At 63.9% G+C, this 25,771-nt stretch carries 26 protein-coding genes; 21 read left to right on the plus strand and 5 right to left on the minus strand.

The annotated features are described in order from the left end of the window. Positions 1 to 67 precede the first annotated feature (67 nt). The 11 genes from hutH to BST13_RS21245 all read left to right on the plus strand — a co-directional run bounded on the left by hutH (position 68) and on the right by BST13_RS21245 (position 11,947). A complete protein-coding gene (hutH, locus tag BST13_RS21195) occupies positions 68 to 1,636 on the plus strand; it encodes a histidine ammonia-lyase (RefSeq protein WP_083165987.1) in 1,569 nt (522 codons plus the stop codon). A 35-nt stretch (positions 1,637 to 1,671) separates the two neighbouring features. Further along, on the plus strand, positions 1,672 to 2,778 hold the full coding sequence (locus tag BST13_RS21200; RefSeq protein ID WP_083166067.1) for an aminotransferase class I/II-fold pyridoxal phosphate-dependent enzyme: 1,107 nt from the start codon (positions 1,672 to 1,674) through the stop codon (positions 2,776 to 2,778). 60 nt (positions 2,779 to 2,838) lie between these two features. Then, positions 2,839 to 3,048, plus strand: a complete 210-nt coding sequence (locus BST13_RS21205; protein ID WP_083165988.1) for a hypothetical protein — start codon at positions 2,839 to 2,841, stop codon at positions 3,046 to 3,048. Then, complete coding sequence (locus BST13_RS21210; protein WP_083165989.1) at positions 3,045 to 4,334, plus strand: MFS transporter; 1,290 nt, start codon at positions 3,045 to 3,047, stop codon at positions 4,332 to 4,334. Before BST13_RS21205 ends, BST13_RS21210 begins: the two co-directional genes overlap by 4 nt. Positions 4,335 to 4,482: 148 nt before the next feature. Next, positions 4,483 to 5,745 carry an ATP-binding protein gene (locus BST13_RS21215; RefSeq protein ID WP_083165990.1) on the plus strand — a complete coding sequence of 421 codons (1,263 nt, stop codon included), beginning with the start codon at positions 4,483 to 4,485 and terminating at the stop codon, positions 5,743 to 5,745. Positions 5,746 to 6,365: 620 nt separating this feature from the next. Beyond that, positions 6,366 to 7,799 carry a ferredoxin reductase domain-containing protein gene (locus tag BST13_RS21220; RefSeq protein WP_211296145.1) on the plus strand — a complete coding sequence of 478 codons (1,434 nt, stop codon included), beginning with the start codon at positions 6,366 to 6,368 and terminating at the stop codon, positions 7,797 to 7,799. 113 nt (positions 7,800 to 7,912) lie between these two features. Further along, a complete protein-coding gene (locus BST13_RS21225; RefSeq protein WP_083165991.1) occupies positions 7,913 to 8,386 on the plus strand; it encodes a MarR family winged helix-turn-helix transcriptional regulator in 474 nt (157 codons plus the stop codon). Next, a complete protein-coding gene (locus tag BST13_RS21230) occupies positions 8,386 to 9,252 on the plus strand; it encodes an isocitrate lyase/PEP mutase family protein (protein ID WP_083165992.1) in 867 nt (288 codons plus the stop codon). Before BST13_RS21225 ends, BST13_RS21230 begins: the two co-directional genes overlap by 1 nt. Beyond that, positions 9,249 to 10,649 (plus strand): 3-isopropylmalate dehydratase large subunit, encoded by a 1,401-nt coding sequence (locus BST13_RS21235; protein ID WP_083165993.1) that lies wholly within the window; start codon positions 9,249 to 9,251, stop codon positions 10,647 to 10,649. The genes BST13_RS21230 and BST13_RS21235 overlap by 4 nt, the downstream gene beginning before the upstream one ends. Before the next feature lie 3 nt (positions 10,650 to 10,652). Beyond that, positions 10,653 to 11,303 carry a 3-isopropylmalate dehydratase small subunit gene (gene leuD / locus BST13_RS21240; protein ID WP_083165994.1) on the plus strand — a complete coding sequence of 217 codons (651 nt, stop codon included), beginning with the start codon at positions 10,653 to 10,655 and terminating at the stop codon, positions 11,301 to 11,303. Next, positions 11,294 to 11,947, plus strand: coding sequence for an isochorismatase family protein (locus BST13_RS21245; RefSeq protein WP_083165995.1), 654 nt, complete (start codon positions 11,294 to 11,296; stop codon positions 11,945 to 11,947). Before leuD ends, BST13_RS21245 begins: the two co-directional genes overlap by 10 nt. Positions 11,948 to 12,004: 57 nt before the next feature. Here the strand turns inward: BST13_RS21245 and BST13_RS21250 are convergent, their stop codons facing one another. From BST13_RS21250 to BST13_RS21265, 4 genes are all read right to left on the minus strand, one after another. Next, a complete protein-coding gene (locus BST13_RS21250; protein ID WP_083165996.1) occupies positions 12,005 to 13,171 on the minus strand; it encodes a 4-hydroxybenzoate 3-monooxygenase in 1,167 nt (388 codons plus the stop codon). A 147-nt stretch (positions 13,172 to 13,318) separates the two neighbouring features. Continuing rightward, positions 13,319 to 13,858: an AraC family transcriptional regulator gene (locus tag BST13_RS21255; RefSeq protein ID WP_245839762.1), complete on the minus strand. Its 540-nt coding sequence runs from the start codon at positions 13,856 to 13,858 to the stop codon at positions 13,319 to 13,321. 362 nt (positions 13,859 to 14,220) lie between these two features. Beyond that, positions 14,221 to 15,330 carry an oxygenase MpaB family protein gene (locus BST13_RS21260; RefSeq protein ID WP_083165997.1) on the minus strand — a complete coding sequence of 370 codons (1,110 nt, stop codon included), beginning with the start codon at positions 15,328 to 15,330 and terminating at the stop codon, positions 14,221 to 14,223. A 461-nt stretch (positions 15,331 to 15,791) separates the two neighbouring features. Next, positions 15,792 to 16,358 (minus strand): TetR/AcrR family transcriptional regulator, encoded by a 567-nt coding sequence (locus tag BST13_RS21265; RefSeq protein WP_083165998.1) that lies wholly within the window; start codon positions 16,356 to 16,358, stop codon positions 15,792 to 15,794. Positions 16,359 to 16,453: 95 nt separating this feature from the next. Here BST13_RS21265 and BST13_RS21270 point away from each other — a divergent pair, with 95 nt between their 5' ends. From BST13_RS21270 to BST13_RS21285, 5 genes are all read left to right on the plus strand, one after another. Then, on the plus strand, positions 16,454 to 17,308 hold the full coding sequence (locus BST13_RS21270; protein ID WP_083165999.1) for an alpha/beta hydrolase: 855 nt from the start codon (positions 16,454 to 16,456) through the stop codon (positions 17,306 to 17,308). Between the two features lie 56 nt (positions 17,309 to 17,364). Then, positions 17,365 to 17,511, plus strand: a complete 147-nt coding sequence (locus BST13_RS38325; protein WP_095533647.1) for a hypothetical protein — start codon at positions 17,365 to 17,367, stop codon at positions 17,509 to 17,511. 102 nt (positions 17,512 to 17,613) lie between these two features. Then, a complete protein-coding gene (locus BST13_RS21275; RefSeq protein ID WP_083166000.1) occupies positions 17,614 to 19,299 on the plus strand; it encodes a GMC family oxidoreductase in 1,686 nt (561 codons plus the stop codon). 143 nt (positions 19,300 to 19,442) lie between these two features. Continuing rightward, on the plus strand, positions 19,443 to 19,991 hold the full coding sequence (locus BST13_RS21280) for a GNAT family N-acetyltransferase (protein ID WP_245839759.1): 549 nt from the start codon (positions 19,443 to 19,445) through the stop codon (positions 19,989 to 19,991). Positions 19,992 to 20,052: 61 nt separating this feature from the next. Continuing rightward, positions 20,053 to 20,568, plus strand: coding sequence for a GNAT family N-acetyltransferase (locus BST13_RS21285; protein WP_083166001.1), 516 nt, complete (start codon positions 20,053 to 20,055; stop codon positions 20,566 to 20,568). 46 nt (positions 20,569 to 20,614) lie between these two features. Here BST13_RS21285 and BST13_RS21290 read toward each other — a convergent pair whose 3' ends face one another. Next, entirely contained in the window at positions 20,615 to 21,229 is a 615-nt protein-coding gene (locus BST13_RS21290) for a hypothetical protein (RefSeq protein ID WP_083166002.1), read from the minus strand. Positions 21,230 to 21,392: 163 nt separating this feature from the next. Here BST13_RS21290 and BST13_RS21295 point away from each other — a divergent pair, with 163 nt between their 5' ends. The 5 genes from BST13_RS21295 to BST13_RS21315 all read left to right on the plus strand — a co-directional run bounded on the left by BST13_RS21295 (position 21,393) and on the right by BST13_RS21315 (position 25,547). Further along, positions 21,393 to 21,959, plus strand: coding sequence for a hemerythrin domain-containing protein (locus tag BST13_RS21295; protein ID WP_083166003.1), 567 nt, complete (start codon positions 21,393 to 21,395; stop codon positions 21,957 to 21,959). Positions 21,960 to 22,089: 130 nt separating this feature from the next. Next, positions 22,090 to 23,460, plus strand: coding sequence for an NAD(P)/FAD-dependent oxidoreductase (locus BST13_RS21300; protein WP_083166004.1), 1,371 nt, complete (start codon positions 22,090 to 22,092; stop codon positions 23,458 to 23,460). Between the two features lie 135 nt (positions 23,461 to 23,595). After that, entirely contained in the window at positions 23,596 to 24,051 is a 456-nt protein-coding gene (locus tag BST13_RS21305) for a hypothetical protein (RefSeq protein WP_083166005.1), read from the plus strand. A gap of 56 nt (positions 24,052 to 24,107) precedes the next feature. Continuing rightward, complete coding sequence (locus BST13_RS21310) at positions 24,108 to 24,470, plus strand: metallopeptidase family protein (protein ID WP_083166006.1); 363 nt, start codon at positions 24,108 to 24,110, stop codon at positions 24,468 to 24,470. Positions 24,471 to 24,638: 168 nt separating this feature from the next. Then, positions 24,639 to 25,547, plus strand: a complete 909-nt coding sequence (locus BST13_RS21315; RefSeq protein ID WP_083166007.1) for an acyl-ACP desaturase — start codon at positions 24,639 to 24,641, stop codon at positions 25,545 to 25,547. Positions 25,548 to 25,771 lie beyond the last annotated feature (224 nt).

Raw genomic sequence — 25,771 nt, forward strand, 5'->3', positions numbered from 1 at the left:
CCACAACGCCACCTCCCAACATCAAAAACGAGACTCAAGTCTGGAATACAAGACAGAAAGTAGATTGATGGCCAACCCCCACACCACTTTGCAGCCCACCCGCGTCGTCTCAGTGGGTCTCAACCCGGTCAGCTTCGCCGACGTGGTCGCGGTGGCCCGCGACGATGCAGCCGTGACATTGTCCGACGAGGCGATGGCCGCGGTCAGCGCCAGTCGAGTGCGCATCGAAGCCCTGGCCGAAGACCCGACACCGGTGTATGGGGTCTCCACCGGCTTCGGCGCACTGGCCACCCGACACATCCCACCGCAGCTGCGAACACAGTTGCAGCGCAGCCTGATTCGCTCACATGCCGCCGGTTCAGGTGAAGAGGTCGAACGCGAGGTCGTGCGCGCGATGATGCTGCTGCGGTTGTCAACGCTGGCCTCCGGACGCACCGGCGTACGGCCCGAAGTCCTCCAGGCCTACGCCGACCTGCTCACCGAGGGCTTGACGCCCGTTGTCTACGAATACGGCAGCCTAGGCTGCTCGGGCGATCTGGCCCCGTTGGCTCACGTCGCGCTGGCGCTCATCGGCGAAGGGAACGTCCGAACTCGCGACGGTGCACTCAGACCTGCAGCCGAAGCGTTGGCAGCGCACGGCCTTTCACCTGTCGTGCTTGCCGAGAAGGAAGGTCTGGCGCTCATCAACGGCACCGACGGCATGCTCGGTCAACTGGTCCTGGCACTAACCGACCTCGATGCGCTGCTGCGGTTGGCCGATATTGCTGCTGCGATGAGCGTGGAGGGCCTGCTGGGCACCGAGCGCGTATTCGCCGCCGATCTACAGGCTCTGCGGCCGCACCCGGGCCAGGCCGCGGCCGCCGCGAACATGACGAAGCTCTTGGCTGACTCCGCGATTGTGGCCAGCCACAAAACCGACAATTGCACCGTCGTCCAAGATGCCTACTCGCTGCGCTGTGCACCGCAGGTCGCTGGCGCAGCCCGCGACACTGTCGAGCACGCGCTTCAGGTCGCCCAGCGCGAACTGGCCAGCGCCATCGATAATCCGGTCGTCACTCTCGATGGCCGGGTGGAGTCCAACGGCAACTTCCACGGAGCCCCAGTGGCCTACGTCCTGGACTTCCTGGCCATCGTGGTCGCCGACCTCGCCTCCATCAGCGAGCGGCGCACCGACCGATTCCTGGACCCGGCACGCAACCACGGACTCAACGCCTTCCTTGCTGATGACCCAGGCGTGGACAGCGGTCACATGATCGCCCAGTACACCCAGGCGGGCATCGTCTCGGAACTCAAACGGCTGGCCACCCCAGCCAGTGTCGATTCGATTCCTTCTTCGGCCATGCAGGAAGACCACGTGTCGATGGGCTGGTCCGCCGCACGCAAGTTGCGCCGCGCAATCGACGGACTCACCCGAGTCTTGGCCGTGGAGGTCCTCACCGCTGCCCGCGCCCTCCAGCTGCGCGCCCCGCTGACCCCCGCACCGGCCACCGCTGCGGTCGTAGCAACCGTTCGCGAGCAGGTGGCCGGTCCTGGCACCGACCGCTATCTGTCCCCCGAGATCGCCGCCGTGGTCGACCTAGCCCGCAGTGGCGCATTAGTGGCCGCCGCGGAAAGTGTCACCGGCGCACTGTCATGACCCACTCCGCCCCGCCCAACCAACCGAGAGCCACCATGTCTGCCCCCACCGCTGGACCCACCGTGCGGCCGCGACCCGCGGTCGCCGCACTCCCCCGCTACTCGCGCGCCGCGGGGCTGAGCCAGGTGCGCTGGCGCGCATCGTCCAATGAATCAACCGTGCCTCCCTCACCCCGCGTGCAGGAGGCCATCGCCCGGGCCGCCGCCTGTACACACCTCTACCCCTCACTGCAAGGCGATCTGCTCATCGCCGATCTCAGTGCCCGACTGCAGCTAGCCCCCGAACAGATCGTCGTCGGCGGTGGATCCTTGGCACTGCTGCAACACGCTCTGGGCGCCTACACCGGATCCGGCAGTGAAGTGGTGTACGCATGGCGCAGCTACGAGGCCTACCCGATCCTCATCGGCGTCGTCGGTGCCACACCCGTACCGGTCGCCCTCGACTCCACCCACACCCACGACGTCGACGCCATGCTGGCCGCGATCACTTGGGCCACCCAGGCGATCATCGTGTGCAACCCCAACAATCCGACCGGCACCGAACTGTCCCGCAGCGAGATCGAGCGCCTTATCACCTCGGTGCCGGCAAACGTCCTGGTGCTGCTCGACGAGGCCTACCAGGAGTTCGCCACCACCGCCGTCGATGGCATCAGCCTGGTCCGCCAATACCCCAACGTGGTGGCGTTCCGTACGTTCTCGAAGGCCTACGGACTAGCTGGGCTGCGTGCCGGCTACATGATTGCCCACCCCGACGTCGCGGACAACGTCCGGGCCGCGACGCCACCGTTTGGCCTCAGCCTGCTCGCCGAAGCCGGCGCCCGCGCCGCGTGGTCCGACACCACCCACACCGACCACATTGTCGACGTGGTGTGCCAGGGCCGCGAGTACCTGCGCCGGGAAGCCGCTAGGCGGGGGCTCGATACTCCTGTCAGCGGCGCCAACTTCGTCTGGTTCCCCGTCGGTCCCCGCACCGCTGAGCTTCAGCGAGCCTGTGTGGCACACGGGGTCTCGGTGCGCGCCTTCGACGGGGAAGGTGTCCGCGTGACTGTCGGTGAACGAGAGGCCGAGGACGCGGTCCTGGCAGCGATAGACAGTCTGCACCTGAGCACGACCGACTCTGAGCTGTCCCCCCTCGTGCACTAGGGCGCCCCTGACCCGAGGCGGCCGGCGTGGCCCCCGCGCGACTCCACCGAAAGGACCGTCATGAGCATCCTGCGCACCCTGACCGCGCTGGCGGCCACCCGCCCCAGCCTCACCGCCGACAACGAGGAAAAGGCCGTCTGGTTGGAACGAAAGGCCGCCCTGCTCAGCGCCATCGCCGCACACGGCGGCCTCGATGTGGCTCGGGCGCAACACCTAATCGACGCCAGCCTGAGCCGCGCTGACAACCTGCGCCGCGAACAGAAGCGATGAGAGGACGCCCCTCCGAGGAGTTCTGTGCCGCAGTCACACCCGCTGCGGGACTCCCCGACACCTCCGTACTCGACGGACGCACCGGGTGGCAAGTGGTGTGGGCGGTGCATGCGCTGACCGCTGTTACCTACGGCTCTGCATATTCCTTTTCCGCGGCGTTTCCCGGATTAGCCGAAGAGTTTCATGCCTCCCGCTCGGCGGTGGCACTGGTGTTCTCGTTGGCTGCTGGCGGGTTTCACCTGTTCGGAGCCCTGGCCGGCAGACTCGCCGACCGATTCTCCACACGCCTGATGTGTCTGAGCGGGGTTCTGGTGATGGCCACCGGATGTATGGCCGCCTCCCGCGCGCCAAGCCTGGCCACGCTCTACCTCTCCTACGGCATCGGCGTCGGTGTGGGCATCGGCCTTCTTTACGTTCCGTCGATGGCTGCGGTGCAGAGCTGGTTTGTCACCAAGCGTTCCACCGCCGCGGGCATCGCCACAGCCGGGCTGGGCATCGGCACAGTCGCAGCACCGCTGACTGTCGGCGCCTTCCTACCGACGGTCGGCTGGCGGACCTGCTTCCTCATCCTGGGGGCTGCCGTAGCGCTTGTGGGTTTACCTGCGGCACTGATGGTTCAACGACATCCCGCCAGTCACCTTGCCACGGTGACAGCACCACCGCGACCGCTTCTGCGGGTGCTGCGCACCCCATCGTTTGTCCGGTTCTATCTATCGGTGCTGTTGGCCTCGATCTGCACGTTCATCCCCTACGTCCACCTCGTGCCCGCCGCCCGCGACCAAGGTTATTCCCTGCAACTCGGCACGCTGCTGATAGCGCTTATCGGCGTGGGCAATATCGCAGGGCGCTTTGTCCTCGGAGGCATCGCCGATCGCATCGGCCGGCTGCGCGTGTTGGCGTGGCTCACCGTCGTCCTGGGATGCTCGTTTTTAGGCTGGGCAGCCAGCAGCACTCTGCCGGTCTTGATCGGCTTTGCTCTCGTGTTCGGCCTAAGCTACGGCGGCTGCGTCAGCCTGTACCCCGCGGTGTCCGCAGATCTGTTCGGCGACAAGGGAATCGGTGCCACCCTCGGAGCTCTCTACACCGGGGTCGGACTAGCAGCACTCAGTGGACCAACCCTGGCCGGCTATCTGCGCGACAGCACCCACGGCTACACCGCGACCGCGTTGACCGGCGCGGCAGCGGCGATGGTCGCCGCTGCGCTGACGTTCAGCCTGCATCGCCGCACCCCGCCGATCGCACCCCGATCTAGCCCTCCGCAAGGACCTGCGCATGAGCACCCCTGACCCTCAGCTGCGGCTGCGCCAGGAACGGCTAGCGCCGATTGTCTTGGAGCACAGCCCACCTGAGCCTCGCATGAGCGCATACAGCGCATCCTCACCCCCGATTCGGCAAGCCGCCTCCGCCACCGGACCATCACGATCGGATCACACAATGACTTGGCACATCAGGGATTTCGCCGCAGAAGACCTCGACGCGGCGATCCGGCTGGAGACTGTGTCGGCCACGACCGCCGAACCTCCCCTATTCGGGGCGGCCGACGTCGTCAGCAGCCTGCAGGCCCGCCATCCCGCCGTCGTTGCCGTGGCACAGGGCACCGTCATCGGTGTCGCGGTCAGCCGCGTCGACCACGATCGCGCCTGGGTCCTTCGGCTATCCCTGGACCCGCAGTGGCGCCGACGCGGCCTCGGCAGCGCCCTGCTGGGCGAGCTAGAGCACCGGCTCCTGCTGCGCGGCGTGCGCCGGGTGGCCGCACTACTGCCCGACGGCGAAACCGGCACACTGGCCTTCACCAACTCCGGATTCAGCCCCCGCGGCGGCATCGTTCTGTTCGACAAGCAGGAGACGATGTCACCACTGTCAGCCGGGCTTCTCGCACAGCTCGGTGGAGCCGTCCCCCAAGCAGGTCTCTGGCAGCAAATCGCTGGAATGAACCACGAGAAGCTGCTCATCGAACGCCGCATCATCCTGCCGCTGTCACGTCCCGAGGATGCCGCCGAGCATGGCGTCACCGCACCCCGAGCCATCATGCTGTTCGGGCCACCAGGCACCGGGAAAACCACCTTCGCCCGGGCCATCGCCAGCCGCCTGGGCTGGCCGTTCGTGGAGATCTTCCCGTCGCGGCTGTCTTCGGGCGACGGTGGCCTGGCCGCCGGCATCAACAACACCTTCGAACAGCTCCACGATCTGGACAACGTGGTCGCCTTCATCGACGAGGTCGAAGAAGTCGCCGCGCACCGCGGGCCTGGCTCCAGCGCCGCCACCGCCGTCGTCAACGAACTGCTGAAAAGCCTTGTCCGATTCCGCAATCGGTCCGCACGACTGCTCATCTGCGCGACGAACTCTGTGCGAGATCTCGACACAGCATTTCTGCGACACGGGCGTTTCGACTACGTCTTGCCCATCGGCCCACCGGATGACGATGCGCGGACCGCTCTATGGCAACGCTACGTCGACGGCACCGAGATCGACATCCCCGCCTTGGTCGCAGCAACCCACGGATACACCCCCGCCGACATCACCCACGCGGCACAAGGTGTCGCCCAAGCTACCTTCGAACGCAGCGTGGACACCGGAACACGGTGCACCGCAACCACTGACGACTACCTGCACACCGTGAGCAACACCCGCCCGACACTCACAGCCCAGCAGGTCTCCGACTTCAACGACGACATCCACGGATACGGCCGCTCCTAGCCGGTTCGAACGTTCCGCCGCACCCGATCATCCGCTTCGATAAGCAACTTGCTCTCGACTGCGTATCGCACCAACTGCTTGGTGGTACCGATGCGGCCCATCAGCCGGCGCCAAATCAATGCCGCCGCAGAACGCGGCGGCGAACAGCCGAATGCCCACGTCGAACTGCGCCACGTCCGGCAGATCGGGCACCAAACGTTCCCACCCTCGTCTCGACCGACACGGCGCTACGCCTAAGCAGGAATACGATCGCAAACCAACAGCCGAGCTGAGACGAGGTCTGGCCATCCCGCTGTACTCCAATGGTTTTCATTCGATGTGGCAGTGCAGCACTGAAGGATCGAGGACGATGCGCGGCGTGCCGCGTCAACGCTGCGCATCTCACTGACACTGAGAAACCCACCGATTTTGACCGCGGGACGAAAGCTGACGGCACGTGCCGACGTAGACGCTGGCGCAACCAGGTCGACAGAGGCAGTTGGTCCCCGCACGCCTACACCATTTGCACCATATTCGCTGATCAAGACGCATACTTCACCCGATGCCCGAGTGGTCATGGGGGCCATAACTTTTCGTGGTGAGCCGGTCGACGGCCCGGCAAGGCACCCGAAAGGCACCTAGTGACCACTGCACTGTTGACCAGGCCCGACGACCGCCGTATCGATCTTCCCCCGGCCCCTGCGCAGCGCGTCGGCCTCCCCAACACCGCCACCGCCACCGCCACCGCCATGGGTGAGGATTGCGCGCCACGCTTACCGTTGCTGCGGCGACTGCTCAAGCACCCGCGCATGATGCACTACAACCGGCTCATCGTCTTCGTGGTGATCGTCAACCTGGGATGGGCGGTGTACGGGGCCACCGCGGGGAACTGGTGGACATCGCAGCACACCGGTCTGTCGGAGATCGCCTTCATGGCGCAAACGAATCTGGCGGCCGCGGTGCTGTTTCGTCAGCAGTACATCCTCAATGCGGCGGCGTGGCTGGCCACACGGGCGCCGAAGTCGTGGCCGCTGCAGGTGCGGTGGACGCTGGGCAAGTATTTCCACCTCGGCGGTCTGCACGTGGGCACTGCGGTAGCCGGGACGTTGTGGTACCTGGCGCTGGCGACCTCGATGATCCGCGACGCCATCGCCGGCGTGGGCGATGCGTCAGGCGCCAACACGATCTTCGTGGCCACCCTGGCCACCACGTTCTCGGTGATGGTGGTGATGGCGCTTCCACGACTGCGCGCCGCCCAGCACGACCGCTTCGAGATCACTCACCGGTTCTGCGGCTGGACGGCGCTGATCCTGATGTGGATCAACACCCTGTTCGTCATCAATGGTGACCGCGGCGGCCGGTCGTTCGGCGCGGCCATGCTGACCGCTCCGGCGTTCTGGTTGGTCGTGGCCAGCGCGGGGCTGGCCATCTGGCCGTGGCTGCTGCTGCGCCGCGTTCCGGTCGGCTGCGCGCGCCCGTCGTCACACGCGATGATCGTGCGCCTGAATCACCGCGGGATTCCCCGGGTCGGCACCACCCGTGCGATCAGCCGCCATCCCCTGGTGGGCTGGCATCACTTCGCCAACGTGCCTGCCGCCCCGGGCACGACCGGCTACCGGATGCTGGTGTCCCGCGCCGGCGACTGGACTTCGGAGTTCGTCGACAATCCGCCCACGCATGTGTGGGTGCGCGGCATCCCGGCCGTGGGCGTGGCCAATGTGCGCAGGTTGTTCAGCAAGGTGGTCATCGTGGCCACCGGCAGCGGCATCGGCCCTCTGCTGGGCCACCTGTTGGACACCTCGGTTCCCGCGCAGCTGGTCTGGGTGACCAAGAATCCGCGCCTGACCTACGGCGAAGGGTTCGTCGAGGAGATCGAAGCCGCCCAGCCCGATGCGATCATTTGGGACACCGATGCCCTCGGTAAGCCCGATGTGCTGCAACTGGCCTATCGGGCCTATGTCGAATCCGGTGCCGAGGCCGTCATCTGCGTCGCCAACCGCACCGTCACCGAACAGGTGGTGCACGGCTTCGAGCAATGTGGCATACCGGCCTTCGGCCCGATCTGGGACTCCTAATCGACATGCCCCCTTTCCGCGTTCGTCAGTCTGGTAGCGACGATCCGCCAAACCAGCGCACCGAACCGATATTTCCAATTGACAGCTAATACTGCGCAGTTTACCCTGCCTATATGCCGCAGCGTTCTCAGTCGCCGTCACGTACCGCCGTCCGGTCCGCCTACAACCTCCGACTACTGGTCAGCCGTCTCCGCCGCCGTCTCAAGGAGGTCTACGACAACCAGGACCTGACTCCATCCCAGATATCGGTGATCAGCCGCCTCTCACACGGCGGGCCGGCATCAACCAGCGACCTGGCCGTTGCCGAGGGTGTGCGTCGGCAATCGATGGCCGCGGTTGTGAACGCCCTCGAGGAGCGCGGGGTGGTGCACCGCCAATCCGATCCGCAGGACGCAAGGCGACAGCTAATTGTCTTGTCACCCAGCGCTGTCGAGACACTCGAGGGCACTCGCCAGCTGCGCGATCAATGGCTTGCCGATGTTCTGCAGCGGTCCTACAGCGACGAAGAACTCGCGGTCATCGACCATGCCCTGGTCCTGCTCGATCGAATGTTCACCACACCAACCGAATCGGAGAGGGAACGTTGATGGGTTCTACCACTGCGCTGAACGAGATGATCCATGCCCCCGAAATCGTCGTGATGCCAGGAGTTTTCGACCCTTTCAGTGCCAAGCTGGCCGAACGGGCGGGTTTCGCCGCCGTGCAATGCAGCGGGGCAGCCATCTCGGGGGTGCATTTCGGCCGGCCGGACTACTCGCTGATCTCGTTGGACGACATGCTCGCCTGCACGGCGCGCATCGTGCGTGCTGTGCGTATCCCGGTGATGGCCGACGGAGACAACGGATTCGGCAATGCCGTCAACACCCATTACGCGGTGCAGGCCTTCGAAGAGGCCGGCGCCGCCGGAGTGAATCTAGAGGATCAGATCACTCCGAAACGTTGCGGACACCTCGACGGTAAGCACATCCTCGATCTGCACGAAGCCACCATCAAGATCCGGGCTGCGGCCGAGGCCCGCCGTGACCCCGATTTTGTCATCAACGCGCGCACGGACGCGCTCGCCGTGGAAGGCATCGAAGGCGTAATCCAGCGGGGCAACGCGTATCTCGACGCAGGGGCCACCATGATCTTCGTCGAAGGGGTAACCTCGCGCGAGGAAATCCGTCAGGCCGCCGCCAACATCGACGGGCCGGTGGCGGTGAATGTCATCGAGGGCGGAAAGTCGCCCCACCACCTGACGTTCCGTGAGTTGCAGGATCTGGGAGTGGCGCGGGTGAGCCTGCCCGGGGCACTGCTGATGGCGGCTTTGGGCGGCATGCGGCATGCACTTGAGCGCATCCAGGCCGAGGACAGCACCGCCAATCTGGATGACCTGTTTGTGCCTTTCCGTGAAGCACACGACCTCATCGGCATGCGCGATATCGAAGAGCTCGAAAAGCGGTATCTCGCATGATTACCCAGCCTCGCACCATCATCGACAAGATCTGGGACCAGCACGTCGTTGAGGAACTCGAAGACGGCGTCTCGCTGCTGTACATCGACCGCATTCTGCTGCACGATCGCAGCGGCGGCCTGGCACTGCGATCGCTTCGAGATGAAAGGCGCGAGATATTCGACCGACGCCTTGTTTTCGGAACCATGGATCACGTGATCGATACCGTTCCAGGGCGAAACTCCTCCACTCCGGTACCCGGTGGTGCCATGTTCATCGAGGCATTCCGAGCCGAAGCGCACCGGCAGGACATCACATTGTTCGATATCGGCGATGTACGCCAGGGTATCTCGCATGTCGTCTTTCCCGAGCAAGGGATCGCGCTGCCGGGCACCACCATGGTCTGCGCCGACTCGCACACCCCCACCCTCGGCGCCGTCGGAGCGCTGGCCTGGGGAGTCGGCGTCACCGAATGTGAACACGCCCTGGCCACACAGACCCTGGCGATGCGCCACCCAGCGACCCTGCAAGCCCAATTCCACGGAGCTGCAGGCAGGCATGTATATGCCAAAGACCTTGTCCTGGCGTTGATCGCCGCCATCGGAGCTGGCGGGGCCACCGGGTACGCCATTGAGTTCGCCGGTGAGGCCGTCGAACGACTCGACGTCGAAGCACGACTGACTTTGTGCAACATGGCAACAGAGGCCGGGGCACGTACCGGTCTCATCGCACCCGATGCCACGCTGCTGTCGTACCTGGAGGGCCGCCCCTTCTGCCCCACCGGCGATAGCTGGGAGCTGGCCACGCGGACCTGGCTGGACCTGCGCACCGATCCGGGCGCCGTCTTCGATCGCACCGTACAACTCGACGCCGGATCGTTGGCGCCGCAGGTGACCTGGGGCACCAGCCCGCAGCATGCTTGCGCAGTCGACTCTCCCGTACCGGATCCGGAAGATACCAGCGACCCGGCCGCGGCCCAGCGGGCGCTGGACTACATGGGGCTGCATCCCGGCGTGTCACTGACCGGCTTGGCTGTTGACGCTGCTTTCATCGGCTCGTGCACCAATGCACGACTCAGCGACCTTCGCATCGCCGCCGGAGTGCTGCGCGGCCACACTGTCGCCGACGGCGTGACCGCGATCTGCACCCCGGGATCGACCGCTGTGCGCCGGGCAGCCGAGGCCGAAGGCCTCCATCGGGTGTTCATCGATGCCGGGTTTCAGTGGCGCGAATCCGGCTGCGGATTATGCTTTTTCGCCGGCGGAGACCGCTTTGCCCCCGGCAGCCGCGTCATCAGCTCCACCAACCGCAACTTCGAGAACCGGCAAGGCCCCGGCGTGCGAACGCACCTAGCCAGCCCGGCCACCGTGGCCGCCTCCGCCATCGCCGGACGCATCACCGACCCAAGGCAGGCATGACCGATGGAACCCTTCACCCGTATTACCGGTATCGCCGCACCGCTGCTGCGCGCCAACGTCGACACCGACGCCATCAGCCCGTCGCATTTCAAACCCGCCGAACTGTCCAAACACGGATTCCGCGACGCACTGTTCCTGGATTGGCGGCACAGCTCCGACGGAACCGCCGCACCCGGCTTCGTCCTCAACCAAGACCCATACCGGCAAGCCACGATTTTGGTGGCCGGCCCGAACTTCGGCTGCGGTAGCTCCCGGGAAACCGCTGTTTGGGCGTTACGAGATGCCGGCTTTCGCGCCGTCATCGCCCCCAGCTTCGCAATGATCTTCGAAACGAACTGTATCCGAAATGGCCTTCTACCCCTTGCGCTTCCACAAGACCTCCACCGACGACTGGTCGATGAAACCTTTGTGCCTCACGGCCAACCTCGCATCGAAATCGACCTGGTCAACTGCCAAGTCGGCGCCGTGGCAGGCCCATGCCACAGCTTCACCATCGATCCCCGCGCCCGCGACCAACTGCTCAGCGGCCTCGATGCCATCGGGCAGACCCTGCAGTACCGCACTGACATCGAACGATTCCGCCACAAAGACCAGCAACACCGTCCCTGGATCTACCCAACACCGTCTCCTGAAGCACCCATCACATGGCCCTGATCTCCCTTGACCCCAACGCCGCACTGGTCCTTGTCGATCTGCAGAAGGCCATCGCCCAAGCAGCACCCGCGCAACCTGTCATCGCGCACGCAGCACAACTGGCCGAAGCCTTTCGCAGCCACGGGCTCACCGTTGTGCTCGTGCAGCTGGCATCGCGCCACGGCTCGACCGCACCCGGGCGTACCGATATGCCCCGGCCCCAACACCAAACCTGCACATCACCATCGGACTGGCATCACATCGTCGACGAGCTGGCCGGGCATCCCGACGACATCCTCATCACCAAACGGAACTGGGGAGCCTTCTATGGCACCGACCTCGACCTACACCTGCGCCGCCGCCATATCAGCCAGATCGTTCTCGGCGGCGTAGCCACCAGCATCGGAGTCGAATCCACGGCACGCTCAGCCCACGAACACGGCTACCACCTCGCATTGGTCGTCGACGCCATGGCCGACCTAGACCCCATCTCGCATCAGCACAGCATCGAGAAGATCTTTCCTCGCCTCGGCCAGATCACCACGAGCGCAGAAATCCTGACACTCCTGGCCGCGCGAGAGAAGTCCGATCCACTTCCCGCGCAGCCGTTCGTCCCGCCGGCCCAGCTAGGTGAACCCGGGAGTCCACAAAGTCGACACGCCTAGGTTCGCGATGTCAACAACGTTGGGATTCTGCTGCCGAGCAGCCTACGAGCGCTGGCCCTAGTTACCAGAAATACTCACCGGTGACATCATGCGTTCCAACTCGGCGCGCGCCAGCCGCTTACGGAATTCGCCCGCATAAGAGGAGTCCCCGGCATCGTGCATGACATTCGTAATCCACACCGCGTGCACTTGCGCATCCCAGATGTGGCGCAGGCAGGTCTGCGAGTAATTCTCAAGCTGGACCGAATCAGCCTGTTGCACATAGCGTGTGGCCGCGCGTGCGAACACTTCGGCGTCGTAGAGCGCCAGGCTCATCCCCTTGGCGCTCATCGGCGAAACCAAATGGGCTGCATCCCCCAGTAGATACAGCGCCCCGTATCGCATCGGGCTGTGTACGACATTGCGCAGTGGCACGATTTGCTTGTCTGTGATTGGCCCGGTTGCCCCTAGTGGCCGGCCGAATCGGGCGTCGACTTCACTCCAGATCCGCTTGTCCGGCCACTGTTCGACGGCATCGGTCAGGGGGCATTGCAGATAGAAGCGGCTCAGGTTCGGCCCGCGGGTGATCTGTGCGGCAAAACCTCTGGAGTGCACAGCCATTACCGCGGGTGGATCCGCCGGAACGGCGGAAAGAAAAGCGAGCCATGCGTATCCGTGCTCGTACGAGTAGCTCGTGAGAATACCGGCAGGGATAGATTGCCGACTGATTCCACGGTAGCCATCGCAGCCAGCTACGAAATCACAGTTGATCGCCTCGTCGGTGCCCGCTGCATCCCGATAACGGACGGTCGGCCGTGGCGACTCCAGTCCGTGCAGGGCGACGTCGACTTCGAAACGCAGATCGCCGCCGTCGCGCAGGAACACCTCAATAAGATTGCTGACCAAAACCTGCTGAGGACAAAAGATTCCGGGCTCGTCGTCAAGGACGTCCAGGGCTCTCCATATCCGTTCCTGTCCGTCGATACGCAGCGGCATACCCTCTGAATCGAAGTCGTCAAGGGCGATCTGGGCTTCGATGACTTCAGCCAAGCCCCATTCCCGGAACATGCGGACACCACGACCGTCCAGTGACCCGGCCCGCTGGCGCTGCTCGACATACTTGCGGCTGCGCTTTTCCAACACGACGCAATCAATACCGTTGCGAAGAAGGAAGTTACCGAGGGTAAGTCCCGCCACGCCGGCGCCGATGATGACTACGACAGTGTCTTGCTCGCTGCGGCTCACGTGTGTTCAACGCTCCTGATAGGCATCGGGCGCCCCGGGGCGGGCGCACTGCTCGTCACCACTTTGGCGCCCATTGCTGATTGCTTCCCACCGATAACTGGCCCTGCGATACTGAAAAGTCGCCAACCTCGGATTCGTATCGCGCGGTCACATGCCCCGGGGATCCAGCGTGGCTTGGTATCGCCCGGGAGTTTGACCGACGATGGCAGTGAACGCGTCAATGAAGCTTGTCGGGTTCGACCATCCGCACTCGATCGCGGTATCGGTTACGGACCGGCCGCTGGTGAGATGGGCCAGAGCGTGGTGTATGCGCAGAATGGTTCGCCAGCGTATGAAGCTCGTACCGAGCTCATCGTGAAACAGGCGGCTCAGAGTGCGAGCACTGGCGCCGGTGGTGCGCCCTAGCTCGGCCAAGGTCGCCGACTGCCCCGGGTCGAGGCGCAGCAGTTCTGTGGCGGCTCGCAACCGGTCATCGCGCGGTTCGGGCAGATGCAGTGACTGGTCCGGGGCCTCGATCAGCTCATCGATCACAACGGCGCGGAGTCGGTCGACCGCTTGTGCGCTGCGCGACTTTTGCTGATCAGTCATCGATAGAAGTGCCTCGCGCAGAAGAGGACTTACCATGAAGACGCCGGGATGTCCGATCAGAGCCGCGCACGATTCGGCTGGGATCACGACCAGACGCACATCGGTCAAACCGTAGAAACGGTGGGAGTGCTCAAACCCCGGTGGAGTCCACGTAACCCGGGTCGCCGGGGCCACCCACGTGCCCTGCGCTGTCGCCGTAGCCACCACACCAGATGCCGCATATACCAGCTGGCCGTCAGTGTGGGAGTGGGCTTGCATGTGGAAGCCGTGCGCAAGCCAGCCAGCCCCATGAAACGCCTCCATAGGGGACGCCAGCACTGCTTGGCCACCGTTTTCCATCACCGGCGACCCTATCTGCACTCAGCCGGCCAAATCGTCTGACGTGGTGGACCACGCCTCTCCTGAGACGGTCGTTGCTCGGCCGTTGACTCGCCTCAGTGCCAACCCAGCGCAGCCACTCGTTAACCCGAAGCCGGCACCTCATTCGCCTCATCTATTGGCGCACTCTCGCGTGCAGCGCGGCGGGCGCGGCTTTCCCGGAGTGCTTGCTGTGCGGACTCGAGGGTGATTTTGCGTGGATCGATCCCCTCCCGCTCGAAGCCCCTCACCGCGATCGGCAAGTACAAGTACTTCAGCGGGAGCAGACGCTCGGCAACCGCGTAGAACCGCCGATACATATGCATGAATCGGCGAGAAATATCCTCGTCCTCGGCGGTCCACTCTAGATTGAACAGCTCCTGCACGTGAGGCGGGTAGCTATTGACAACGACTTGCCGCCGCCCAGCCCACCACGGCCACACAAATTTCTTCATCACTGGGGGCCACCACCACGGCGCCAGGCGGCGCTCCATGAATTGTTCCAGCATGACCTGCGTTACCTGAGATTTCACCAGACGATTACGTTCGATGTTGTCCAGATACCGCTCGAAATCGTCGTATGTGTCGGGCTGAGAACTATCGTCCACACCCAACAGGCTGTACCACTCCTTGGATTCCTCAAATATCTGCTCTTTTATCGCCCGCGGCATGGATCCGTCGAAATACAGCTGGTCGATTATTACTATCAACAGATAATAGAAGAAGGTGACATGCGCGAAGTAGAAGGTTTCTGCATTCAAAGAGTGATACGTACCGTCATGCAGAGTGCCTTTGACGGGCTTGTGCATATTCCGAGTTTTCAGTCCGTACTTCTTCGCTTCTTCCGGAGCGTCGTACACCGTGCCATAAATGTACTCCCGAGATCTCTTGGTCCGCTCCTTATATATTTTGGTGCGAGCGGCGAAGGAACTGTCACCAGTGAAAAGAACAGAACGCGAGGTCGCTTGCCCCATTTGCGGCCATGCCCCAGCAATGGGGCCCATGACGGGACTGCCAAAAAATACGACATCGAGACGTCCCCAATACTTCCATATCAGAGAACCAGGAGGTATCGGATGCTGACAAAGATCTTTCCGGGACAAACTGTCATCGCCGGTCAGTTCTGTCACGTTGACTTCGTTCGGAATCACCTGCTCCGGATCAAACGTTGTCTGCATGATTTTCTTGAGCGCCTTAAGCCCCCGGGCCGCCATGTCAAACTCCTTGCGTTGCCGAACCCCACTACTGGGTGAACCTCAGTACTCGGCCGTTCACACTCTCCGTCGCCGGCAGCTGATCGACTGTGCTCTCAGCATAAGCACCGCAATGTCGGACTGCGTCCTATTGCACTGCAGAAAAGATGCTCGCCTGCCGCGCGCCTCGACACCGCCTACGCCGCAGTCGTCGACGGGCGCATGCACCTGTCGAATGTGGATTTTTTGCCAGTAGAGATTACGTTTTCATGAGATGAATGACCTCCGCCTGAATTCCGGCCCCACCGAGGGTGCCGCTCATCGCAATACGTCTGGCGACCGACCGGATAACGGGAGCATTGTCGTTCAATGCGGCGGTCGACAGCGCGTGGACGTTGTTTGCTGAAAATGCCGCTTCTCAACGGTTCAGGAAGGCTCGAGTGGCGGTAGGCGCGACCAGTCCCTCAATGCCCCGGTGTGCATCAACGCTTGATCATGCGCAAGATCAGATCGACCGCGCCTTGCGAACGGGCCGCTGGGCTCAGGACGTTCTGAAAGAGCAGGCCACGAATCGCGGCAACCGCGACAGTGGCCATGCTCAGTGCTTCTTCGGTGTCGTGTCCTTCGCGTTCCGCGAGCGTGGCCAGCATCGTGGTGAGGTCGTCGAGCGAGTCGATGAACTCACGGAACTCCCCTGGGTTGTATGCGGCAAGTCCGGCGACGTGAAAGAAGCCGCGGGCACGCGACAACTGCTCCGGGCGGGTGTAGGCCCGCCAGATCGCCACGACGAGATCGTCAAAAGTGCCCTGCTGGGCGGTCTTCAAGAGCGCCTCGTTGTCACGAGACCGCTGCAGGGTGAGCATGGCCGCCAAGACGCCCGCGAGTGATCCGAAGTGGTAGCGCAGCAGGGCGTGGCTGGTCTCGGCCCGGGCGGCGACCTCACGCAGGGACATCTCTGGCGACGGGAGCGAGTCCTCGAAGGTATCGAGGAGCCGCGCCAGGAGACGGTCACGCGCGTCACCTTTGCGTTGATGGCTCGACGAGACCATTCGCACAGTTTATCCATTGGATAATATTGTCCGATGGATAAGAGTCGGCGTTGGTGCCTGCGCGGTGGGGCCGACCGAGTTGTGAAGGGCCTTCAATGACCTCCATGTGGCACGGCTGCCTCGCTGACACCGACTATTTCGAGATGCGTTCCAGCGGTGGGCACGGCTACGGCGTCTGGGTCACCATGCCACCCGGCTACGACCGCACCTCGATGCAGGCGCCTGTGGTGTATGTGCTCGACGGAAACTGGGCTGTGGGTCTGACGGCTCCGCTCATCGTCACCCAGTTGGACCCCATGCAGCGGATTCAGCCCTACATCCAAGTCAGCGTCGGCTATGCGGGCGAAGAAGCACAGGACTGGGATCGGCTGCGCAACAGAGACTTGGTGCCGCCCGGCGAGCGCATCGCCCAGGAGCTCGTCGATGCCCTGGAGATGGGAGTGCAAGCGGGCGCGAGAACACGAGAGGAAGCCGATGCCTACCTCGCCGAATTACGCGACACCCACGCCGACGTATTTCTGAGCTTCCTCACCGCCGAACTGCATCCTCGGATCCAACGCGAATATGGCACAGCCGCAAGCGGTCACGGTCTCTTCGGCTACTCCTACGGCGGACTTTTCAGCCTCTATGCCTGGCTCACCGGCAGCACGCCGTTCGCGAGCATCGGAGCGGGCAGTCCCGGCGTCGTCACCACAGACAGCCAGGTCTTCGCCAGCCTCCAGGCGATGGGCGATAACCCACCTGCCACCAAGCTGCACGTCACCTTCAACGACCGAGAGCTTCTCGGACACCTAGCCATCTACCGGAACCTCGCGATGAACACAGCCACGGTTCTTGATCGCCTCACCTCTCGCGGCCGAGCCGTCACCAGCGAAATCCTGCATGAGACTCACGTGACCGGCCTACAGGCATCATTCCTCAGCTATCTCAGAACCTGCCGCGCAGCATAAGCGCGTCCCATCGCGAATCCGCCCGAACAGGCTGGTTGTCGGCGGACAATTGCTGTATGTCCACAGCGCTCTGGATCCTCATTGCGGTGCTCGCCGTCGGCACCATCGCCGGCGGACTGTTACGGATACGGGCCTGGTTGCAGAGGCCCGTCCCGCCGGAGGTGATCGAGGCCGCGCGGCGTCGCGACGAAGAAAAAGACTGACCACGCCACACTCGCTGCGTATTACCTTGCCGCCCAAGGCGCGCTGATACGGTCACCGCACACGAGAACACGCATCCGACGCCTTGGAGGATCGATCCCGGAATGAGCCCCGTCGCCGAATACGACTTCATCATCGTAGGAGCGGGCAGTGCGGGCTGCCTGCTCGCCAATCGGCTCAGCGCCAACCCTGACCACCGCGTGCTCTTGATCGAAGCCGGCGGCAAAGACAACTGGTTCTGGATCAAAGTGCCGGTGGGCTATCTGTACACCATTGCCAACCCCCGTACCGACTGGTGCTTCACGACCGAGGCCGATCCGGGTCTGGCCGGCCGCAGCATTCACTACGCGCGGGGCCGCGTGATCGGCGGCTGCTCATCGATCAATGCCATGATCCACATGCGCGGGCAGTCAAGCGATTACGAGCTGTGGGCGCAAGCCACCGGTGACGACCGGTGGCTCTGGGGCGGCTCGGATGGTCCCGGCGAAACACTGGCGATCTACAAGGAACTGGAGGACTACTTCGGCGGAGCCGACGAGTGGCACGGCGCTGGTGGTGAGATCCGCGTCGAGCAGCCGCGAGTGCGCTGGAAGATCTTGGACGCCTGGCAGGCCGCCGCTGCCCAGGTGGGCATCGCCCCGATCGACGAATTCAACCGTGGCGACAACTCCGGTAGCGCCTACTTTCACGTCAACCAACGACGAGGCCGTCGCTGGTCGATGGCTGATGCTTTCCTGCATCCCATCGCCCACCGATCCAATCTCACCGTCTACACCCAGACCCAGGCTTTGAGGCTGCTGATGGACAACCAGGTCCATGACGATCAGCGGCGCGGCGCCTGGAAGACGGCTCAGCACCGCGTCACCGGCCTGCGGCTGCTCAAGGACGGCCAGAGCATCGACGTTCGTGCCCGTCGGGAGGTGATCCTGAGCGCCGGAGCGATCGGCTCACCGCATCTCATGCAGCTCTCGGGTCTGGGACCGGCCGGGCTGCTCACCCAGCATCACGTGCCGGTGGCCGTCGATCTGCCAGGAGTGGGCGAAAACCTCCAGGACCATCTGCAGCTGAGAACCGTCTACCGAGTCCAGGGAGCCCGGACCGTCAACACCCTGTACCGGAATTGGATCACCCGTGGCGGCATGGGACTTCAGTACATGACGCTGCGGTCAGGACCGATGACCATGCCGCCCTCCACGCTGGGGGCTTTCGCGAAAAGCGACCCGGCGCTGGCCAGTCCCGATTTGGAATGGCATGTGCAGCCCCTGTCGTTGCCCAAGTTCGGCGAACCCTTGCACAGCTTCGGGGCCATCACTCCCTCGGTCTGCAATCTGCGACCCAGTTCGCGCGGCCACGTGCGCCTGGCCGATGCCGATCCGCTGTCGAACCCAAAGATCTCGTGCAATTACCTGTCCACTGACGCTGACCGGAACATCGCCGTGAAGGGTCTCCGGATGACCCGCAAGATCATGGCGGCACCAGCGCTGGCCCGCTATGGCCCGCAAGAGTTGCTGCCCGGCCCCGACCTGGTGAGCGACGACGATCTGCAACAGGCCGCTGGTGAACTCGGTACGACGATCTTCCACCCGGTGGGCACCTGCACGATGGGAGCCTTTGACACACAAGGTGTTCCGCGGGCAGCCACCACGGTGCTCGACACCGACTGCCGCGTGTATCGCGTCGCCGGTCTTCGAGTCGTCGATGCCTCGGCGATGCCCACCATCACCTCCGGCAACACCAACGCGCCGGTCATGCTGATCGCGGAACGCGCTGCGCGGGCGATCCTGGGATGAGTCGGTCCGCTCCGACAAGTGAAACCGGGGATGCGCTGCGCGTGCCAAGCTCGATGATGTTGGCGGTTGGGGCAATTGGCGTCCTGTGTCATGGGCACTTAATGCGTTGGAGCCTGCGCCAGTGAGCTGTCACGATGAACCGCATGCCCGCCAACGAGTTGATTCGCATCAGGCAGGCCGTAGCGGAGGACGCGATGGCAGTTGCGCTCGCCCATGTCCGCTCATGGCAAGTGGGCTACCAGGGCCTGCTTCCGACCGGCTATCTCGACGCGTTGCGAGCCGAAGACAGGGCCGGCCGGTACGCCTTTGACCAGATGAACCCCGACGGTCCCTTCACCCAGGTCGCTGTCGCCGGGGACACGATCTGCGGCCACATCACCACAGGTCGTTGCCGCGACGATGACCGGCCAGGCAGTGGGGAAATCTGGGCAATCTATGTAGATCCGCCCAGATGGGGCTCCGGGATCGGTAAGCGGTTGATCACCGCTGGCTGCGAGCAACTCCGCAGTCGGGGCCATGTCGCGGCCTCCCTGTGGGTGCTGACGGGCAACGACCGCGCCCGCCGCTTCTACGAATCAGCCGGCTGGCACTGCGACGGTACACAACGAACCGACTCAATCGGCGGTCACCCGGTCCAGGAGGTGCGCTATCAGCGCTCCTTGCAAGCCTTTGAACCTGGTTCTCGTTCGTGACGAAGCGAGACACAGCCGCCGGGTTAGTACAGTGACGTCGACGAAGACAGGGAGTGAAGCGATGCGCTATGCCGCCATGCCGACCTCGCTTAGCACCGCTCGTCTGAACATGAAGCTTCGTGACGTGGGCGACGCCGAATGGAACCTCGCACTGCTCGGAGAACATGACGGCGGAGTAACCGAGTCTCTCCAGAGCGTCCGCGGTCGGATGGCCGCGCAACGGATTCTGGCCGAGCAGAACGGCATTGGGCTGCTCGCGATACGCCGTCGCACAGACGACGAACCGCTCGGTTACTGCGGTCTCATCGTGGGCCGCTGCACTCTCGACGAGCCTGAAATCGCTTACGAAATTTTCAAGCGCTTCCACAGTCAGGGCTACGCGACCGAGGCCGCCCGCGCGGTGATGGACGCTGCCTTCGCCACGGGTCGACGCCGGATCTGGTCGACCGTCGGCGCATGGAACACGCCCTCGCTACGGGTCTTGGAGAAAATCGGATTTGAACGCCACCACGAAACCGTGGACCACCGCGGCCGTCCTCTGATTTACCTCGTGCGACAGGCCCCAAGCCCGTCGTAGCCACCCGACGGGATCCCAGGTCCGGCGGGAATGACGGCGGCTCGCTTCAGAACTGCAGTGAGTAGGTGTTCGCCAGGTCGTCCTGGATGACGGTCGCATCGCGGATCGTGGTGTCCACGCTCAGTGAGTTGTGGAGGATGCGGGTCTCATAGCGCCACCCTTCCGGCAACCTGAGGCGGCGGGCGAGGCCGGGTAGATCCTCGATCGTCAAGCCTTTGTCGACGGTCTGGCTCCAGGTCTGCATGACCCACCGTCGGCCACCCGGGTCGACGAGTTCGAACACCGGTCGGCCGACGTCGAAGGTGAACACCGTGCGACGGTCGACGTGATTGACGTTGTAAGGGGCCGGGTTCTGCGAGGACAGTTTCACGGTGGCCTGCTCGATCATGGAGATTCCACCGAAGGTTCTGATTTCCTGCTGCTGATCGGCAACCTTGTCGATCGTGCTCATCAGCCAATATCGCGGACCGTTGAGCAGGGCCGCCATTGCTCCGTTCTCCTTCGCAATGGCTGCTGCGTCGAGCTTGTCCCACAGCTCGGTCGGGCAGTCGCTGAGCGGAAAACTGTTGTACACAGTGGCCTCCAGCCCGGATTCGCCCTTGCGTAGCAAAAGCACCTCGCCATAGCGCTTACCGAACACGTCCCCAGAGCGCTCAGCCATGGCGTTCCTCCACTTCAGCGGCCGTGGCGCAGCCTACCGTGACAGCGCGGACAGCTGACGACGTTGACGTTTGGTCTCCCGCTGCGGGGGTACAGAGGCGTGGTGGCGCGCACAGCCCGTAGCGCGCGCACTCGAACTGCCCCACGACTGGAGGTCTGTCGCCGTGGCCGAAATGATTGTCCAAACGCCCGAGGAAGTTGTCGCGTTCCTCAAAGCACAGCATGCCCTCATCGAGGACATGTTTGATCAGGTGCTTCTTGCATCCGACCCGAAAGCCCGCGAGAAGCCGTTTATCGCACTGCGCCAACTGCTCGCCGTGCACGAGACAGCCGAGGAGATGATTGTGCATCCTCGGGTACGCCGCGAGTTGGACGGCGACGATTCGATTGTCGATGCACGATTGCAGGAAGAACACGACGCCAAGGAGTTGCTTTCCGACATCGAGGCCCTCGACGTCACCTCTCAGCAGTTCATCGACGAGCTCACGAAGCTCAGGGATGCGGTACTCGAGCACGCCAAGCATGAGGAGAACGAGGAATTCCCCAAGCTGCAACGAGAACTCGATGCCAACGAGCTCAAGCAGATGGCGACAGCGGTGAAAACGGCCGAGGCGATCGCGCCGACCCGTCCGCATCCGGGTGTGGAATCGGCGAAGTTGAATTTCGCCGTGGGACCGTTCGCATCGTTGCTCGACCGCGCCCGCGACGTGATCAAACAAGCCATCGGCTAGAGGACCCAAAGTCGTCGGTTGTCAGAACCGCCAAGACGCGCGCGAAGGCCTCTCGCCTTCGGCTGACTGGTCGGCGTTTAAACCGTTGTGACACAGTTAGTTCGATACAGCGGTGGGAGGCTGATTCAATATGGGAAACGCACGCCCGAAGGTCCTGATCATCGGCGGAGGGTTCGGCGGCTTGTTCTGCGCCCGCCGGCTCGGAGGCCTCGACGTCGACGTCACGCTGCTGGACCGGGCAGCGTGCCACGTGTTTCAGCCGCTGCTCTATCAATGTGCCACAGGAACTTTGAGCATCGGCCAGATCAGCCGGTCGCTGCGCGAGGAACTCGCGCGTCACCGCAACGTGACGACACTGCTCGGCGAGGCCATCCGACTCGACGCCGCCGGGCGGCGCGTCACGGCTCGTCGTCCCGACGAGTCGACCTTCGATCTCGAGTACGACTATCTCGTGATCGCAGCCGGCATGCGTCAGTCGTACTTCGGCAAAGAGGAATTCGCCACCTGGGCGCCTGGCATGAAGACGCTCGACGATGCACTGAGTATCCGCCGCCGCGTTTTCGCCGCCTTCGAGATCGCCGAGACGTTGCCGGCCGGCCCGGAACGCGATCAGTGGCTCACGTTCGTCGTCACCGGCGCAGGCCCCACGGGTGTCGAATTGGCCGGGCAGATCAGGGAACTGGCAACCCGTTCACTAGCGAATGAGTTTCACAGCATCGAGCCCGAGGAAGCGCGCGTGCTGCTCGTCGACGGCGGAGACCGGGTACTGAAGAGCTTCCCGCCGGCACTCGCCGAGCGAGCGTCGCAGACTCTTGACGAACTGGGCGTCGAGCTGCACTTCGGCGTGCACGTCACCGACGTCCGGCGCGACGGTGTCACCGTGAGCCCCAAGGCCGGCGGCCCGGACAAGGACTACGCCGCACGCACGGTGTTGTGGACGGCGGGCGTCGAAGGCGTTCCCTTCGCGCGGCACGCTGCCGAGGCGCTCGGTGCGCGAACCGACCGGTCAGGGCGCATCTCGGTGAACCCCGATCTGTCGGTACCCAACCATCCTCAGGTGTTCGTCATCGGGGATCTTGCCGGCCGCGAGGGGTTGCCCGGTGTCGCGGAGAACGCGATGCAGGGCGGCTTGCACGTCGCCGCCTGCATCAAGCGTGACCTCGCCGGGCGCGGACGCAAAGACTTCCGGTATCGCGACCTGGGATCGGCGGCCTACATCAGCCGTGGACAGGCCGTGCTGCAGGCCGGGCCGGTGAAGCTCTCGGGCGTCCTCGGATGGCTCGGCTGGGGATTCATCCACATCGCCTTCCTCACCGGGGTGCGTAACCGCTTCAGCACGGTCGGAACGTGGATGGTGTCCATCGCGCGGGCCAACCGCAGCGACCGTTCCTTCATCCTGGGCGGCTCCGGCCATCCCGACGAGCCCTACACCTGGGAATCACCGGTGCACCAGGGTTACCACTCACCGGGCAAGAGCTCCGACACCAGTCAGACGGCGTAACGACGCCAGGCCCCGACATAACCCATTTTGTTATGAATGTTTATCCCAACTGTCACATGGGCAACTCTAGTAACGGCGGTCGGCGCTGCCGGCCCCGTCCGAACAGCAAAGAATAGAGTCGAATGGAACATCGGAATGAACACCATCCTGTACGTGCGTCCCACTGGCGTCGCCCTTGAAACACAAGCCTTCAGCCAAGCCGACATCGCCGAGCTCATCAAGGACTACGCGCTCGAAAGCCTGACCAGCACCGACCGGCAGTTCGACTTCTGGTTCGCCCCGTCGACCCAGTTCTGCCAACACCGGCCCAACCGTCGGGCCACCGAATTGCTCCTGGCGACAACACAATTCACGGCAAAGACAGTGCCGCTGCTGCGCGGTGGCGTCGTCGTGGCAACCCATGACGCCGACGGCAACCTCGACGGGCTGAGCTGGCACCAGTTGGACCTCCTGGCTTACAAGAGCCACTCACTGACCGAGCGTGACCATCGCGAACTCAACCGCCGGATCACGCACCATCGACACCCCGGACACATCGCGCAGTCCACACAGCAGCGCGCCAGAACCGAGCCGGTCCGCTACGGACGGTAAGGCCACGCGCCGGAATCGAATACGGTGCCCGAACCGGTTCTGGCACCATTGAGCAGGTGGATGCGCACTCGGAACCGGGTCGCATCGATCCGTTCGAAGATGCGATCGACCAGGCGCTGAGCTCCTTGCCTGCCAATCTCCGTGCGGCGATGAGCAATGTCGAGATCGTCGTCGAGGACGAGCCTCCCGACGGGCAACGGCTGCTCGGCCTGTACCGCGGAATACCGCTGCCGCGGAGGAACAGCGCGTACGGCGGAGTGCTTCCCGACAAGATCAGCATCTTCCGCGGTCCGATCACGCGACTCGCCGGCGGCGATGCGGATCGGCTACGTGCGGAAATCCGGTACGTCGTGCTGCACGAGATTGCGCACCACTTCGGCATCACCGACGAGCGGTTGATCGAGCTCGATCGCTACTGACGCGACCGACCGCCAAACAACCGGCGCACGAGCGTCGGCGATGCACAGCACCTAAGCGGCTATCTCTCGATGTCATCTTGACGCCATCAACCACTAACCTACGGTGCCGTAGGTTACGGTACCGTAGGTTCTAGACCGAGTACCAACAGTGGATGAAGGGACTGACCGATGGATGCCCAAGCAGCCGTGCTGTACGAACTGGAACCGGTTGTCGCACAGAACCTTGACCGTCACCTGGCGATGGCCCGCGAATGGTTCCCGCACGACTACGTGCCGTGGAGCCGCGGACGCGATTTCGCGTTCCTCGGCGGCGAAGACTGGCAGCCGGAGGACTCGCCGCTGGACCCCGTCGCCAAGGTGGCGATGACCGTCAACCTGCTGACCGAGGACAATCTGCCGTCGTATCACCGCGAGATCGCCACCCGTTTCTCCCGCGACGGCGCCTGGGGCACCTGGATCGGACAGTGGACCGCCGAGGAAGGCCGCCACAGCATCGTGCTCCGCGACTACCTGGTGGTAACGCGCGGCGTCGACCCTGTCGCCCTCGAACGCCTCCGGATGGAGCACACCGTCGCCGGGTACGACGCGGGCGACAGGACTCCTCTGGCGGTGCTGGCCTACGTGTCATTCCAAGAACTGGCCACGCGGGTCTCGCACCGCAACACCGGCCGAGCGTCGGGCTGCCCGGTGGCTGATCAGCTCCTCGCCCGCATTGCCGCCGACGAGAACCTGCACATGGTGTTCTACCGCAATCTGATGGCCGCGGCTCTGGAGGTCGCCCCTGACGCGGCGATGGCCGCGATCCGCGACGAGGTCATCAATTTCGCGATGCCCGGCCTGGGCATGGCCGACTTCGCCCAGAACGCCATCACCATCGCGAAAGCCGGGATCTACGACCTGCGCATCCACCATGACGACGTGCTGATTCCCGTATTGCGATTCTGGAACATCTTCGACCGCACCGACTTTGGCCCTGAGGGTGAGCGGGCTCGCGAGGAACTTGTCGGGTTCCTGGGGCTGCTCGATGAGCGTGCGCGGTACTACGAGGCAAAGCGGAAACACCGCCGTACCGCGTGACGGCCGGGCGGGCGTGGCGGGGTTTTCAGCGTGGGGGACTTTGACCCCACTGGATCGGCGGCCCGCGGTTCGGTGCCGCAAAACGAGTTGCCGGTCGGCGCCTGGAATGCGGATTCTCATGGTGTGGACATGCATCCCAACCAGCTGACGATCACCACGGACATGGTGCGCATTCTGGTGGGCGAGCAGTTTCCCCAATGGCGCGGTCTCCCGATTGAACAGAT

The organism is Mycobacterium aquaticum (assembly GCF_002086485.1).
In the GTDB taxonomy this organism is placed as follows: Bacteria; Actinomycetota; Actinomycetes; order Mycobacteriales; family Mycobacteriaceae; genus Mycobacterium; species Mycobacterium aquaticum.

Bases quoted from the DNA above. Each gene is read 5' to 3' on its own strand.
- BST13_RS21235 (WP_083165993.1), top strand. From the start codon at position 9,249: ATGATTACCCAGCCTCGCACCATCATCGACAAGATCTGGGACCAGCAC.
- BST13_RS21225 (WP_083165991.1), top strand. From the start codon at position 7,913: ATGCCGCAGCGTTCTCAGTCGCCGTCACGTACCGCCGTCCGGTCCGCC.
- BST13_RS21210 (WP_083165989.1), top strand. From the start codon at position 3,045: ATGAGAGGACGCCCCTCCGAGGAGTTCTGTGCCGCAGTCACACCCGCT.
- BST13_RS21230 (WP_083165992.1), top strand. From the start codon at position 8,386: ATGGGTTCTACCACTGCGCTGAACGAGATGATCCATGCCCCCGAAATC.
- BST13_RS21285 (WP_083166001.1), top strand. From the start codon at position 20,053: ATGCGCTATGCCGCCATGCCGACCTCGCTTAGCACCGCTCGTCTGAAC.
- BST13_RS38325 (WP_095533647.1), top strand. From the start codon at position 17,365: ATGTCCACAGCGCTCTGGATCCTCATTGCGGTGCTCGCCGTCGGCACC.
- hutH (WP_083165987.1), top strand. From the start codon at position 68: ATGGCCAACCCCCACACCACTTTGCAGCCCACCCGCGTCGTCTCAGTG.
- BST13_RS21300 (WP_083166004.1), top strand. From the start codon at position 22,090: ATGGGAAACGCACGCCCGAAGGTCCTGATCATCGGCGGAGGGTTCGGC.
- BST13_RS21265 (WP_083165998.1), bottom strand. From the start codon at position 16,358: ATGGTCTCGTCGAGCCATCAACGCAAAGGTGACGCGCGTGACCGTCTC.
- BST13_RS21315 (WP_083166007.1), top strand. From the start codon at position 24,639: ATGGATGCCCAAGCAGCCGTGCTGTACGAACTGGAACCGGTTGTCGCA.
- BST13_RS21260 (WP_083165997.1), bottom strand. From the start codon at position 15,330: ATGGCGGCCCGGGGGCTTAAGGCGCTCAAGAAAATCATGCAGACAACG.
- leuD (WP_083165994.1), top strand. From the start codon at position 10,653: ATGGAACCCTTCACCCGTATTACCGGTATCGCCGCACCGCTGCTGCGC.
- BST13_RS21215 (WP_083165990.1), top strand. From the start codon at position 4,483: ATGACTTGGCACATCAGGGATTTCGCCGCAGAAGACCTCGACGCGGCG.
- BST13_RS21270 (WP_083165999.1), top strand. From the start codon at position 16,454: ATGACCTCCATGTGGCACGGCTGCCTCGCTGACACCGACTATTTCGAG.
- BST13_RS21200 (WP_083166067.1), top strand. From the start codon at position 1,672: ATGTCTGCCCCCACCGCTGGACCCACCGTGCGGCCGCGACCCGCGGTC.
- BST13_RS21245 (WP_083165995.1), top strand. From the start codon at position 11,294: ATGGCCCTGATCTCCCTTGACCCCAACGCCGCACTGGTCCTTGTCGAT.
- BST13_RS21205 (WP_083165988.1), top strand. From the start codon at position 2,839: ATGAGCATCCTGCGCACCCTGACCGCGCTGGCGGCCACCCGCCCCAGC.
- BST13_RS21280 (WP_245839759.1), top strand. From the start codon at position 19,443: ATGCCCGCCAACGAGTTGATTCGCATCAGGCAGGCCGTAGCGGAGGAC.
- BST13_RS21290 (WP_083166002.1), bottom strand. From the start codon at position 21,229: ATGGCTGAGCGCTCTGGGGACGTGTTCGGTAAGCGCTATGGCGAGGTG.
- BST13_RS21305 (WP_083166005.1), top strand. From the start codon at position 23,596: ATGAACACCATCCTGTACGTGCGTCCCACTGGCGTCGCCCTTGAAACA.
- BST13_RS21275 (WP_083166000.1), top strand. From the start codon at position 17,614: ATGAGCCCCGTCGCCGAATACGACTTCATCATCGTAGGAGCGGGCAGT.